This is a genomic window from Clostridium sp. ZS2-4 (assembly GCF_026719745.1).
Lineage (GTDB): Bacteria > Bacillota > Clostridia > Clostridiales > Clostridiaceae > Clostridium_H.
The window spans coordinates 1-14,757 of the sequence record NZ_JAPPRQ010000018.1; the positions used below are offsets into that span (position 1 = coordinate 1).

Below are 14,757 nucleotides of genomic sequence, written 5' to 3' on the forward strand. Positions count from 1 at the left end.
TTTAAACTTACATGCTACGCATACCTTTTTATCAAAAGGCTTTTTGTTGTACCTTTTTTTTGAACAGTTTCAAATGAATTTTTAAAAGTTATCCACATTTTTATTTTTTAAATTCTACAATCATCTAGTTTAGTGATTTATTCAAATTGTTTTTCAGTGTGAAAATGACTAATAAGCTCATATAGATAATTTTAGCGAAATTTATCCAAATTATACTTTTAATTTTAAACTCTAATATGGATTTTTCGAAAATTGGTTTAAAATCAATTTTAAACTTTTTAGTATGAAAAAAATAAGAAAATAAGTTATATAAAAATGGTGGCAAAGAAGAAAGTGTTCCATACAAAATTGCCGTTTTAGCTGCATCATCTAATCCATATATCATGTTGAATTTAAAATAAAGTGAAGGCTTAAATGGATTGTTAGTTATTTTATTCCAAATTTCTTTATAATCTTTTAAAGAAATTTTTTTTGTTTTTTTCTTTTTGTGAGTTTTTTTTGAAAGCTTTTTATTGCTTTTTTTACCAGGATATAATTTTATTCCAAATATATATACAGATAGAGTATTTGTTTTATAACCTATGGTAATTAGTAACGGTAAGGGTAAAAAAAGAAATATAAGAGTTATCAGTAACCAAATCACATAAAATCCTCCATAAATAATAATATTTATTAGTATTTACACATTAATCAATTAATATAACAAAAGAATGAAAATGGAGCATAATATTTTTTTTTCAACAGCTTATAAATATAATGGGAAAACATTTCATGAGTATTTATTTGATTTCTGAAAAGAATAAAAAGAAAGGCAGGTGAAGTTTTATATATGAAAAATAAACATATCGTAGCAGTATTAATAAGTATATTGGTTAGTATAAATATATTAGCTAGTTCAGTCATTGCAAAACCTATGCAAATTGATGCTAGAAGTGCTGTTGCTATTGACAGTAAATCAAGATGTGTTTTATATGAAAAAAATTCCAATATGTTAATTCCTATTGCCAGTACTACTAAAATTATGACTACATTAGTAACTTTAAAATACGGAAATTTAGATAAAGAAATTGAAATATCAAGCAATGCAGCTAATATTCACGGTTCAGAGGTAGGTTATAAAAAAGGAGATATAATAACGCTTAGAGAACTGTTGTATGGCCTTATGTTGAGATCAGGAAATGATGCTGCCATAGCAATTGCAGAAGGAATGTGCGGCAGTGTTGATGAATTTCTAAAACTGATGAATGAATATGCTGAAGAGATAGGTGTAACCAACACTCATTTTGAATCTCCTCATGGTTTAGACAGTCAGTATCACTATTCAACTGCTTATGATTTGGCATTAGTAACGGCAAAAGCAAAGGAGAATAAATTATTTAATCAAATTGTCAGTATAAAGGATGTAGATGCTGAGGAATATGGTTTTACAAGAAGTTATCATAATATAAATAAAATATTATATCAAATTCCAGGAGCTAATGGTGTGAAAACTGGATATACAGGAAATGCTGGAAAATGCCTGGTAACTTCTGTAAATATGGGTGAAGATGATATAATTATAGTTGTATTAAATTGCAATAAGAGATGGAATGAAACAAAAAAAATCTATGATTATGTAAAAGATAATTATGAATTTAAAAAAGTTGTAAGTAAAGGACAAATTGTAGATAAGTATAATCATAATGAAAAAACAGAAATAAATTTAATATGTGATGAAGATATAATAATACCTTTTAAAAAAGGTGACAGTTACGAAACTAAGATAATAAAACCCAAGAGCATAAAGAATTCTTTGCGCAAAAATGATGATTTGGGTAAAATATCAATTTATAAAAATGGAGAGGTTATTTACAGTAAAAGCTTAAAATGTGGTGAAAATATACATGTCAATACCCCTATAACATTTAAAGAAGTAATAGGAAAATTATTTAAGGGAAAATGATTATGATTATATAAAGAGATAGAAAGCAACTATTTGCAATCTATCTCTTGTTTATTTTTAATATTAGTAACATATTTTCAAATATGTAATGAATATAATTTATATTGTAGCATATATTATGGGGGTATAGGAATGAGATTAGTGCTCAACTACAAGACTGGTAAGAGAGAAGTCTTAAATGAAAATGATACTAAGAATATTATTTCAAGTATCAACTATTTAAAATTAATTAAATTTTTAATGAGTTCAAAAAAAGTTAGTGGAAAAAGTATTAAAATATTAGATAAAGAAGTAAAAGTAGATGAGTTAAGATCTTTAGAAATATTATTCATATAAATATATGGTATAGTATTATGAAATAAATGCTTCTGTTTATGTAAAGAGAAGCATTTATTTTTTAATTTGTATGTCTTATAATAAAAAAGTAGTTTATATTCAATAAATTTTGAAACTTAAAGTTAATTATAGTTTATAATTAAAAATAAATGATAGTAAAGAATATTTTGTGTTGGCGAAGTTTTGAAAAATTAAATGTTACATTTCTGTATATATAAGTTGCAATAAATAAAAATCTTGTTGAAGTTTTTTTATAAATTGATTATTGAGCAATGAATATTGATAATTGCAATATATATGTGTTTAAAAATGTTTAATTACTGTGTAAATGTCTATAATTATAATATAAGAGAATGTACAAGTTTATCAGGAGGAAAAAATGCAGGAAAACATGCAAAAAAATATGGAAGAAATACTAAAAAAGTATTATGGATATACTGAGTTTAGAGAAGGACAGAAAGAAATTATTGAAAGTATTTTAGTGGGAAAAGATACTTTTGCTATTATGCCTACAGGAGGAGGAAAATCTCTTTGTTATCAGATACCAGCTGTTATAATGGATGGACTTACATTAGTTATTTCTCCACTTATTTCACTTATGAAAGATCAAGTAGATTCTTTAAATAGTTTCGGAATACCTGCGGGAGTTATTAATAGTACTCAAAGTATAAATGAAATAAGAGATACAATCTATAGAGCAGCACAAGGAGAGCTAAAGCTTTTATATGTAGCTCCAGAAAGATTAGATGTGGAAGCTTTTTACAGGCTTTTTCAAACTTTAAATGTTTCACAAATTGCCATTGATGAAGCTCATTGTGCTTCACAATGGGGTCATGATTTTAGAGTTAGCTATAGAGCTATTGCTCCGTTTATTGAAAGGTTTAATCCAAGACCAGTAGTTTCTGCTTTTACGGCAACAGCAACTATTGATGTCAGACAAGATGTTGTAAAACTATTAAATTTAAGAAACCCTGATATTTATATAACTGGTTTTGATAGAAAAAATCTGTCTTTTTCAGTGATGAAAAATGAAAACAAACAAGATTTTATTTTAAAATATATAGAAGACAATAAGGATAAGTCGGGAATAATTTATGCAGCAACTAGAAAAGAAGTTGATAATTTATATTCTTCACTTGAGAAAAAAGGGTATTCAGTAGGAAAATATCATGCAGGAATGAGTGACAATGAGAGAGAACAAAGTCAAGAGCATTTTTTATATGATGATATAAAAATAATGGTAGCAACTAATGCATTTGGAATGGGTATAGATAAATCCAATGTAAGATTTGTAATACATTACAATATGCCTAAAAATATTGAAGCTTACTATCAAGAAGCAGGAAGGGCAGGAAGAGATGGTGAAAGTGGAGAATGTATACTTTTGTTTGGACCACGAGATACCATGCTTCAAAAATTTTTTATTGAACAGACTGTTTTTACTGAAGAAAGAAAAATGAATGAATACAGAAAACTGCAGTCAATGGTAGATTATTGTCATACTACAAGGTGTTTAAGAAAATATATTTTAGAATATTTTGGAGAAAATGATATTGCAGATAAATGTGAGAATTGCAGTAATTGTAATGATGATAGTGAATTTATAGATATAACTGTAGATGCTCAGAAAATTTTTTCTTGTATATATAGAATGAGAGAAAGATATGGAGTTACTATGGTAGCAGAGGTGCTTAGAGGTTCAAAGAATCAAAAGATATTGAATTTGAATTTCCATAATCTGTCAACCTATGGGATAATGAAGAATTATACCATAAAAGGAATAAAAGATATAATAAATATGTTAATTGCAGAGGAATATTTAACTCTTACAGAAGAAGAGTTTTCAGTGGTAAAGCTGAGAAATAAAGCAGTTGAAGTTCTAAAGAATAATCAAAAAGTTTTGCAGAAGGTTTATAAGCAAAAAGAAAAAGTTCATATTGATAATTCCTTATTTGATAAGCTTAGGGAAGTAAGAAAGGAAATTGCTCAAAGAGAGGCTGTTCCTCCATATATTGTATTTGCTGATACTACTCTAAAAGAAATGAGTGAAACAATACCTTTAAATAAGGAAGAAATATTGAATATTAAAGGTGTTGGAGAAAAGAAATTTGAAAGATATGGAGAAGAATTTTTACAAGCTTTAATACAATATAATGACCAGCATAAATTAAGAAACCTTGAAGATAAAGCCGTAACAGAAGGACTTGTAACAAATGAAGAAAAAATATCAAGTCATGTAATAACCTTCAATATGTTAAGTGAAGGAAGAAATTTAAACGAAATTGCAGAACATAGAGGAATTAAGATAGATACAGTTAAAGAACATATAATGAGATGCGGTTTAGAAGGAATAGAAATAGACTGGGATATATTAATTCCTAAAGAGTATGAGGAATTGATATTGGCAAAAATTAAAGAAGCTGGTTGTGAGAGGTTGAAACCTATTAAAGAATTGCTGCCAAATGAAATAGACTACAATGCTATAAAAGCTGTCATATGTAAGTATAAAAATGCACAGTAGAATAAAATTGTGTAACAATTTTATTCTAGTAACCAGTCGCCAATCCCCAGTCACTAGAGAAGGATGTCTTGCTAATGCAAAACTAAAATTAAAATAAAGCAAAATAGACTTAAAGTAGATATAATCTATCTTTAAGTCTATTTTAATTTATTTTTATCTAATTGTTCTTAAGTGCTTTTATCTTTTTTCTTTACTCTGGGGATTGGTGATTGGCGACNTATATGTTAACTGTATAGATAAACAAGTATAGTGATTTTAAAATGGAAAATTTAAAAAAAAATGTGACAATATAGAAGAATCGTGATATACTTATTGTATAAGCAAACGTTTGCACAAACGTGGTAATACATAAATTATTTTAAATTTTTTCATAGGAGTATGTTTAAATAATAAAGGAGGAGTTTGTATAATGGATAATGTAAAAGTACCTTCAGTGGCATATTTTTGTATGGAATATGGTTTAGAATCAAGTGTTAAATTGTATGCAGGTGGTCTTGGAATACTTGCAGGAGATTATATTAAGGCAGCTAAGGATGCAAATATGCCATTGATAGGTATAGGAATAAAATGGAAACAAGGCTATAGCGATCAATATATTGGCGATGATGGAAAGGTATATGATTCTTATCATAATTATACTTATGACTTTTTAGAAGATACAGGGATAAAGGTAACTGTAAAGGTAAGAAATAGAGATGTAGTTTGTAAAGTTTGGAAAACTGAAAAGTTTGGAAATAATCCATTATATCTTTTAGATACAGATATTTCTGAAAACAATGCAGAAGACAGATGGATAACAGGACAGTTATATGGATGGTTCAAGGAGGAAAGAATAGCTCAAGAAATAGTTTTAGGTATTGGTGGAGTAAAATTATTAAGAGAGCTTGGTTTAAAGATAGATGTTTATCATTTTAATGAAGGTCATGCTGTTCTTGCAGCTTTAGAAATTATAAAAGAAAAAATGGAATCTGGTTGTAGTTTTGAAGAAGCATGGAAAAAAACTCGTGATGAAGTTGTTTTTACAACACACACACCAATTGTACAAGGAAATGAATCACACACATTAGAAGGTTTAGAATATGTAGGGGCTTTTAATGGCTTAAACAGAGAACAAATGATAAGAATAGGTGGAGAGCCTTTTAACATGACTGTTGCTGCTTTAAGACTTTCAAGAAAATCTAATGCAGTGGCGCAGCTTCATGCAGATACTGCAAATAAAATGTGGAAGACAACCTCAGGAAGAAGTGAAATTATAGGAATAACTAATGCAATTCATGTACCTACATGGGTTGACGATAAGATAACTAAAGCTTATGAAGAAGATGGTGATATATGGAGTGCACATATAGAGAATAAAAAAGAACTTATTTCTTTTATAGAAGAAAGAAATGGTGTAAAGCTTGATGTAGATAAGTTGTTAATTGGTTTTTCAAGAAGAGCTGCTCCATATAAAAGGAGTGATTTGATTTTTACTAAGGAAGAAATAATTTCCCCTCTTCTTGAAAGTGGAAAGGTGCAAATTGTTTTTGCAGGTAAAGCACATCCATTGGATGATACTGGCAAGGAAATAGTTTCCAAATTAGAGGAAATGGCAAAAAAATATCCGAATAGTGTTGTTTTTTTACAAAACTATGATATGAATATTGGAAGAACTCTTACAAGCGGTGCAGATGTATGGCTAAATAATCCGAGAAGACCATTGGAAGCTAGTGGTACATCAGGAATGAAAGCTGCCATGAATGGAGTACTGAATTGTTCAATTTTAGATGGATGGTGGCCAGAGGCTTGTCAGAATAAAATAAACGGATGGCAGTTTGGTGATGGTTTTGAAAGCGATAATGTTGAAGAATTAGATAAACATGATTGTGATGCTTTGTATGATGTGTTATTAAATGAAGTAATACCTACCTACTATGAAAATAAAGAAAAATGGATTGAAATGATGAAGCAAAGTATTAAAACTACAAGAGAGTATTTTTCAATGGATAGAATGATAAAAGAGTATTATGATAAATTATACATTAAATAACATATTAAGTTAATACAGCAAAAGTTATCTATTAGATATTTGCAATAAATAAAAGAAATAATTGTTTGTCATGAATTTTATAGTATAATTAGGTATTATACTATATATAAATAAGTAGGTGTCAAAATGGTAACTATAAAAGAAATTGCAAAAGAAGCTGGGGTAGCACCATCAACCGTATCAAGAGTTATTTCAGATGATCCAAGAATAAGTGATGCTACTAAAGAAAGAGTAAGAAAAATAATGAATGAGATGTCGTATCATCCAAATGCAATTGCCAGGAGTCTAGTTTCTAAGTCAACCAAGACTATAGCGGTTATAATGCCTAATTCTCCTGATATAACTTTCTTAAATCCATTTTTCCCAGAAGCATTAAGAGGAATTACAAAGGCGGTATATAATGAGCATTTTTATGTTCTTATGACTAATGGAGAAACAGTAGAAGAACAAATTTCTTCTTTACATTCTCTTGTAAGAGGAAGAATGGTAGATGGAATAATTCTAATGTATTCAAGTACAGGTAATCCAATACTTGATGAATTAAAAAAAATGGATATTCCTTTTTCTGTAATAGGGCGACCAATTGATGATAACAACATTAATTATGTAGATAATGATAATATAAAAGCTGCGTACAATGCAGTAAGTTATCTAATAGATCAAGGGCATAAGAAAATAGGGCTTATTAACGGTTCAATGAATTTACTTGTTTCAATGGATAGATATGAAGGCTATAGAAAGGCTTTAATGGAAAATTCAATTTTTATAGATCAAGATATAATTGTTTCAAGTGAATTTATGGAAAAGGGTGGATATGAAGGGATGAAGAAAATACTAAATCAAAAAAATCCTCCTACTGCCGTATTGATAACCGATGATCTGATTGCACTAGGTGCTATGAAAGCTGCAAGTGAAAAGAAAGTTAAAATTCCAGAGGACGTTTCAATAATAAGCTTCAACAATATATATATTTCTCAACTTACATCGCCGCCGCTGACTTCTATAGAAGTTCACGCATATGAACTTGGATTTCATGCAGCTAAAATTCTTTTCAAAAAGATAAAAGGCAAAGAAAAGCTTAAAGCAAGCAAAAAAATAATAGATACAGAAATAGTTCACAGGAACTCAGTAGCTAAAATGAATGTGTAAGGCTTTATTAAATATATATTTATATATTTATATTTGTATAAAATTTTTACTGGACAAGAGGCAAGAAAATAAAGCCTCTTGTCTTTCTTTTTTTGTTGTTATGGCTGTAACAAAAGCTATACTATTAAAATATTTTAATAGTATAGTGGTTAAGGGAGGCAAAAATATGAAGTATGAGATAATAGATTGCATTGATGCGGGAACTGAATACTGTCCTTCCTGTTTTAAAAGACGACTTTTTGCATTTGTTTTCCAATATAGACGCTATTTTTTTTTAGCGTCTATTAAAGGTATAATTTCTAGATGTTCACCATCCCATTCAATGCTTTTGACTATAGATTTCAAAAGTGTTTTTCTTTGAATAGGATCTTTTATTATATCTATATTTCTATTAAAATTTTCTAATTCTTTAATATAAGTTTCTATATCTACTTTAGTAATAATGACTTCATTACTTTTTATATTTTCTTTTTCTAATTTTAGCTTTAATTCATCAATTTCATTGTTAATATTAGTTATTTCATCTAGAATTATCTTAGAGGTATTTTCATTATCAGTAAGAGAGAGTGTTTTAACAAGATTAGAAACAGATTTCTCTTTTTCTTTTATATTGCTTTTCAGTAATTCAATATTATTTGTAATATTAATATTTTTATCTTCAACAGATTCCTTTAAAGAACAATTAAGATTCTTTATAAGTACGTCTTTATTATATAATTTTAGTTCACTTATAATAGCTTGCTCAGCTTCATCTACCCGTACATTTTTATTATCGCATTTGTGACCGTAAGAATCATTTTTTTTGTTACATACATAATAGCTGTAAGTAGTTCCAAGATTTTTTTTGCTTTTATGTCCTGCCTTTACTACCATGTTACTGCCACATATAGCACATTTAATAATACCGGATAATAAAGCTGTATGAGATGTACCTCGTCTACCAGAACTATTTATTTGTTTTTCAGATTGTTCTTGTAACTGCTTTTGTATATTTAGCCAGACATTATCATCTATTACACCTTTATGTTTTCCAACTGCAGCAATCCACTCAGACTTATCTCTTTTAATTCGTATTTCCTTAGTTTTATTGAAAGTTAACATACCATTGCCATTAGGTACACCAAAAACGTTAATTTCTTGATTTTCTAAATAGTCAACTATCTTTTTAGAAGATTTTACATAAATAGGTGAAGTTAAGATTTGTTTGAGAGTAGTAGTAGATATATCTCCACCTTTTTTCCCTTTAATACTATTTTCAAGACAGTATTTTCTAACTTGACTCATACTTCCAAGTTCTAAATATTTATAATAAATAAGCTGAATTATTTTTAATTCATCTTTATTAGGAGTTAACTGCATCATTTGACGTTCTTTTCCAGTATCATCAATATAAATTTCTTTTTTTGAATTAAAACCAAGAGGCGTTTGACCGCCTAACCAACGACCTTTTTTAGCTAACTGCATCATTGTTACTTTAACTCTTTCAGCTAAACGTTCACGCTCCATTTGTGCCATAGCAGCAAGAATAGAAATCATAAATCTGTCAGTACTATTTGTTGTATCATATGATTCAGTAGCACTTAAATAGATTATACCTGACTTATCTAATTCATACAGAAAGTTGTGAAGATCTCTTGCTGTTCTTCCTAAACGATCCAGTTTATAACTTATTACATAATCTATTTCTTTGTTTTTCAAGGATTTTATCATTTTAGAAAATTCTGGTCTATCAGTTGTTTTTCCACTCCATCCTTCATCCTGAAATAATTTAATTTCATGTTCTACATTTGCAAACTTATAATTTATAAATCTTTTACACTCAGATATTTGTGCTCCAATAGAATCTCCTTTACCTGTGAAGAGAGATTTACGAGCATATATAGCTATAACTTTTTTTGTGTTTGATACCATAAAAATCCACCTTTCATAGTATTTAAAATACTTGAAATCTAACTGAATAAGATTATTTTTATTTTACCGTTTATAAAAAATTTAATCAAATCTTTATGTGTTTTTTTATATTTTTTTTTGCTTTTTTATATATAAATTTAAGCTTAATAAATTTAAGTAACGTATAGTTGCAACAAAACATATCATGAATATTAAGCTAATTTATATATAAGGGTGGAAGTATAGTAAATGGCTAAAATATTAAGTGTTAAAATTAAGTATCCAGAAGATATTAGTAAAGAAGAAGTAGATAAACAAATACAAGAGAAAGCTATGAAGGGATTAAACGATTATTTGTATAAAGAACTATCAAGAGAAGCTATTGAGGAACTAATTTTAAAATTGTAAATTATTAACAATGATAAAAATAAAAAATACTAAAAATAGTATTTAGACTTAAAATTTTATGAAGAACTTTAATGATCAAAATTTTTGTTTGCATTAAAGTTCTTTTTAGTGGCTAAGGTAGTTAACAAGTTGATAGTGAAAGTACGTTGAGTGATGTAGTGGGAGCTACTAGATATGGCAAGTATGATTAACAAAGAATTTATTTTTATTCTTTAAATTTGTTCAAAAATTTTAATATTAATTTTTTATCTTCATCACTAACATTTCTTATTAAATAGATAATGTTTTTCTCTTCTTCAGATAAAACATCTGTTTTTATGTCAATATCCTCAAAATTATTTTCATTTAAAAGAACATCTGTAGAAACTTCAAAAAAGTTAGCTAAATTAACTAATGCATCAACAGAAGGGGAAATTTGATTTTTTTCTATCTTTCCAATATTACTCCTTGAAATACCTGTTTTTTTGGATAATTGTTCTTGAGAAAGGTTGTACTTTTCTCTTAAAGTCTTTATATTATTACCTAACATACTCATATTTGACCACCTTTTTTAATAAATCATTCAAAAATGAATGAATTTTATAGAAAACTAATTAAAATCTTTATAAACATTAAGATTTTCAAGTTATACGCTCAAATATGAGTTAATTTTAATTTGTAATAACTCATATTTGAGCGTATACTTATTACATAGTTTATAAAAATTAACACAACAAAAAATTATTTAACTCAATTAAAGCAATATTTGTTCTTAAATCAAATTAAACTATTCTAAAACATAATTAATAATTTTATTTTACCATATTTATAAAAAAATTAAAATATAGGAGATGATATCATGGCAAGGCCTAAAAAATTAGGAATGGATTACTTTCCACATGATTGTGATGCTAGTAATGATGAAAGAGTAGAAGGTCTTAGAGCAGTTCATGGCGACGATGGTTATGCTTTTTACTTTATTCTATTAGAATGTCTGATGAAGGCATAAGAAAAAACAATGCTGACAAGGATAATTTATCTTTTGAAAAAATTCTATACGGACAAGGAGTTGTATAAGAATGACAAATAATATTTTAAAAGCTAGTGTAAGTATTGAAGGCACAAGACCATTATTTTGGAATAGTTTTAATGTGGAGCTTTTAGATGCAAAGGTTAAAAGAAGTGGTATTAAAGGTAATGATCCTAATGAATGGAAGAAAACTGTATTAATAACAGAGAATAATCAGCTATATTTATTGCCACAAAGTATTTTTTCTTGCATAAGAGAAGGAGGAAAATATACTAAAAATGGTAGAAGTTCAATGCAAACTACAGTTACTGCAACTTTACAAGTATTAGATAACATTATTTTAGTAGATAGATATCTTCCAAAGGAAAATGAACTTACCAAGGATAAAAATGAAGATGTATATTTAGATATTAGAAGTGTTAAAAATCCAAGTACAAGAGGAAGAAATATAAGATATAGAGTAGCTGCAAAATATGGTTGGAAAGTTGAATTTAAGATAGCTTGGGATTGTACTTTGATTAGTAAAGAATTAATAGAAGCTATTATCATTGATGCTGGAAATTATTGTGGATTAGGTGATGGTAGGAACATTGGTATGGGGAGATTTACTGTAAAAGAATTTAAAATTGTGGAGGATAATAAAGATGCCAAGACAACGACAGCCTAGAAGTGTTTGGAATAAAACTCGCAGAAAAGTATGGGAAAGAGATAAAGGAAAATGTGTGCACTGTAAAAAAGAGGTAAGCTTAAAAGAATGTCATATTGACCACATAACAAGTGGAAAAAAAGGAAGTAATAATATGGAAAACTTAAGAACACTTTGTCCAAAATGCCATGTTTTGCGAAGAGATTTTAGACATAGGGGAATGACAGCAAGAGCATTAAAAAAAGGTTTAATTCCTGCCAATTGGCGAAAGCTTACTTGGTAGAATTAATATAAATTTTATGCGGTCAGGCGGGGTTGGGTATGGATGCGGCCTGGTTAGGTAATTGGTACGGCAAGAGCAAGGCTTGGTAAGTGTTTAAAATTATTAATACTTAGATGTGTAGAGATAGTACAGTTAAAATAGCTGTACTATCTCTTTCTTAAATAATGTGTAGAGGAGTATGATAAAAATGTTAAATAATTTAGATAAAAAAACTATAAGTATAATGAAAAACTTTAAAACTGTTATAAATAAGAAGGAAGTTGTAGTTCATACGAATACGTAAAAAATAGTTTGGTTATAAATCATACTAATTTTATACTGTTAAAAGATATAATAATTATAGTAGTCGTAACATCCATAGTTATTTATAAGATGTAGTTATGATAGATTTTTATATTAAGGATAACGGTATTACTTGTATTTGTAGCATTACTAAAATGGTATATAAGTGCATAATTTAAAAAACTTATATACACGGGGAAACTCTTAATATAAGCCAGTTACAGCTTAAAAGTGTATAGGTGCAGTAAAAATATAAACTTTTCCTGCAATATAATGTCATGATGATTCTTTTACAGTTTAATCTTTTTATAAAACTGTTGTAAATATATACACCTATACACTATATTACTTGAAAATAAGATAATTAGCCTATTAGGGGCATTTGTATAACAAAATTTATGTTCTACACTTAAATTACTTAATGAATTTTAATTATGGATAGTATCTACTTCTCCAATTCCAATCCAAATAAATCCATAGTTCTTACGCTCTTTTCTAAGCCCTAATTCTGCAACTTTTTCTTTAAAAATCTTTCCAAAGGCTTGTGTACTAATATTAGAATTGTTCCACGTATTATACAGTTCTACTAATCTACTGTTTTTAATTGTTGCATTACTTTTTATAATTAGTTTTTCTGCAATAAATTGTTCCAGAATATCCATTTCTATTTTATATTCATTTATTGCTGTTTTGATTATAGCTGGTTCGTTTAAGCCATGTTTTTCCCAATATCTGTACCCTTTTATACACCAATTTAAAATTCCAGATAACTCTTCTTTGAGCTTGTCTAATAAGTTAGAATCTTTATTACCCTTTTTGTCTGTAAAAGTACAGTTAAATGGTATTAAGATTAATCTTCTCCATATACCATCATCAGTTCCATTTACTACTGGTTTATAATTTGTAGCTAGCCATAATTTAAATTCTGGTTTAAAATCAAACTCATTTTTGTAAAGAAATCTAGCTGTAATTGTATCTGAACCAGTTATTTCTTTTATTAAAGCTTCATCTAATTTTTTACCTTCTTGTATTTCCTGTGAAGTTACAAATCTTATACCTTTTAGCTTTGCTATATCTGGATTTGCACTAGTGCTACTTCTATTTAATAGAATACTTTCCGTCTTTATATTACAACTATAGTCTCCTAATAATAGTCTTAGTATTTCTAATAAAATACTTTTACCATTACTTCCTTTTCCATAACAAATAAATAATTTTTGTTCTTGAGTACTTCCTGTTAAGCTGTAGCCAATTGCTCTCTGTATAAATTCTTTTAAGTCTTTATCTCCACCCATTATTTCATCTATGAATTTTTCCCATCTAGGGCAGGGTGCACCTGAGGTATAGTTTACATTTGTCATCCTAGTTATATAATTTTCAGGAGTGTTTTTATAAGAAATATCTTTTTTCAAATTTATTGTAGCATTTTTACAGTTTATTAAATAGTTATCTTTATCTAAGGTTTCGCTAGAAATTCTTACTTTTTCCTCAGATGCTGCAGATGCTATCATTCCCTTTATACTTTTCATATTTCCAAATCTGTTTACTGCTTTTAATTTCACCTTTTTCTTATTTTCATCAATTTCATTTTCACCTTCTTCTCTAATTTCTTCTATTATAGATTTTGCCATTCTTTCTAATTGTCCAAACTGGTCTTTTTCCCATCTGGTTTTATTATAAACTAACCAATGATCCCACTCGTTTACATATAGTATACACTCTCCATATTTATCCACTAATCTTTTACCATTACCATAGTCATTCAAATCATATATTTTCATTATAATTTGCCTCCTTATTTGTAGGAAATAATTTACTTTAAGATTAAAATATTTCTTAAAGATAGATGTAAATATCAAATTTATAAAAAAAATATAAAAAATAACCGTAATTTTTTAGCAAAAAATATTAAGTTTTTATGAACAACTATTTTTGAGATTGATCCTAAAGCAGATTCATCAAAATTTAATTTTTTGACATTAAAATTACCTTGAAAATTTATCAAAATAAAAGGAAAACAAAAAAGTTACTTAAATGATAAATTAGTAACTTTTTGTTTTCTTTATTAAATATATAAACAATTTCACAAAAAAATAAAAAAAGTAACTTATAATTTTTATATTTTTTTAAATTACTTGGTATATAAATACAACAATATAAAAGTTTATGAAGAAAGGAGTGGAAAATATGGGGAAAATTGATTTTACTTTTAAATGAAATATGGAATAAGTAAGTTTTAAGTACCTAATAGAATGCCTAAAT

The 14,757-nt window shown here is 27.5% G+C and carries 13 protein-coding genes; 9 read left to right on the forward strand and 4 right to left on the reverse strand.

All coding sequences use genetic code 11. From position 1 onward, the window contains the following. Nucleotides 1-124: 124 nt before the first annotated feature. Nucleotides 125-643, reverse strand: a complete 519-nt coding sequence (locus tag OIO11_RS03705) for a DUF2953 domain-containing protein (RefSeq protein WP_268070020.1) — start codon at nt 641-643, stop codon at nt 125-127. A 186-nt stretch (nt 644-829) separates the two neighbouring features. Between OIO11_RS03705 and OIO11_RS03710 the strand changes: the two genes are divergently transcribed. From OIO11_RS03710 to OIO11_RS03730, 5 genes are all read left to right on the forward strand, one after another. Beyond that, nucleotides 830-1,942 carry a D-alanyl-D-alanine carboxypeptidase family protein gene (locus tag OIO11_RS03710; RefSeq protein ID WP_268070021.1) on the forward strand — a complete coding sequence of 371 codons (1,113 nt, stop codon included), beginning with the start codon at nt 830-832 and terminating at the stop codon, nt 1,940-1,942. A 132-nt stretch (nt 1,943-2,074) separates the two neighbouring features. After that, entirely contained in the window at nt 2,075-2,278 is a 204-nt protein-coding gene (locus OIO11_RS03715) for a hypothetical protein (RefSeq protein ID WP_268070022.1), read from the forward strand. A gap of 391 nt (nt 2,279-2,669) precedes the next feature. Next, nucleotides 2,670-4,799, forward strand: a complete 2,130-nt coding sequence (gene recQ / locus OIO11_RS03720) for a DNA helicase RecQ (RefSeq protein ID WP_268070053.1) — start codon at nt 2,670-2,672, stop codon at nt 4,797-4,799. A 409-nt stretch (nt 4,800-5,208) separates the two neighbouring features. Then, nucleotides 5,209-6,828, forward strand: a complete 1,620-nt coding sequence (gene glgP / locus OIO11_RS03725) for an alpha-glucan family phosphorylase (protein ID WP_268070023.1) — start codon at nt 5,209-5,211, stop codon at nt 6,826-6,828. A gap of 126 nt (nt 6,829-6,954) precedes the next feature. Beyond that, a complete protein-coding gene (locus tag OIO11_RS03730; RefSeq protein ID WP_268070024.1) occupies nt 6,955-7,977 on the forward strand; it encodes a LacI family DNA-binding transcriptional regulator in 1,023 nt (340 codons plus the stop codon). Between the two features lie 264 nt (nt 7,978-8,241). Here the strand turns inward: OIO11_RS03730 and OIO11_RS03735 are convergent, their stop codons facing one another. Next, nucleotides 8,242-9,888: a recombinase family protein gene (locus tag OIO11_RS03735; RefSeq protein WP_268070025.1), complete on the reverse strand. Its 1,647-nt coding sequence runs from the start codon at nt 9,886-9,888 to the stop codon at nt 8,242-8,244. Between the two features lie 228 nt (nt 9,889-10,116). Between OIO11_RS03735 and OIO11_RS03740 the strand changes: the two genes are divergently transcribed. After that, nucleotides 10,117-10,275 (forward strand): hypothetical protein, encoded by a 159-nt coding sequence (locus tag OIO11_RS03740; RefSeq protein ID WP_268070026.1) that lies wholly within the window; start codon nt 10,117-10,119, stop codon nt 10,273-10,275. A gap of 205 nt (nt 10,276-10,480) precedes the next feature. On the opposite strand, the gene OIO11_RS03745 is transcribed toward OIO11_RS03740, so the two are convergent. Next, nucleotides 10,481-10,810 (reverse strand): helix-turn-helix domain-containing protein, encoded by a 330-nt coding sequence (locus OIO11_RS03745; RefSeq protein WP_268070027.1) that lies wholly within the window; start codon nt 10,808-10,810, stop codon nt 10,481-10,483. A gap of 303 nt (nt 10,811-11,113) precedes the next feature. On the opposite strand from OIO11_RS03745, the gene OIO11_RS03750 reads away from it, so the two are divergent. The 3 genes from OIO11_RS03750 to OIO11_RS03760 all read left to right on the forward strand — a co-directional run bounded on the left by OIO11_RS03750 (nt 11,114) and on the right by OIO11_RS03760 (nt 12,213). Further along, on the forward strand, nt 11,114-11,263 hold the full coding sequence (locus OIO11_RS03750; RefSeq protein ID WP_268070028.1) for a Lin1244/Lin1753 domain-containing protein: 150 nt from the start codon (nt 11,114-11,116) through the stop codon (nt 11,261-11,263). Nucleotides 11,264-11,333: 70 nt separating this feature from the next. Next, a complete protein-coding gene (locus tag OIO11_RS03755) occupies nt 11,334-11,951 on the forward strand; it encodes a hypothetical protein (RefSeq protein ID WP_268070029.1) in 618 nt (205 codons plus the stop codon). Continuing rightward, the gene (locus OIO11_RS03760) at nt 11,929-12,213 is read left to right on the forward strand and encodes an HNH endonuclease (protein WP_268070030.1); all 285 of its coding nucleotides are present in this window, start codon (nt 11,929-11,931) and stop codon (nt 12,211-12,213) included. Before OIO11_RS03755 ends, OIO11_RS03760 begins: the two co-directional genes overlap by 23 nt. Before the next feature lie 710 nt (nt 12,214-12,923). Here the strand turns inward: OIO11_RS03760 and OIO11_RS03765 are convergent. Next, the gene (locus tag OIO11_RS03765) at nt 12,924-14,276 is read right to left on the reverse strand and encodes a DNA primase family protein (protein WP_268070031.1); all 1,353 of its coding nucleotides are present in this window, start codon (nt 14,274-14,276) and stop codon (nt 12,924-12,926) included. Nucleotides 14,277-14,757: the final 481 nt, after the last annotated feature.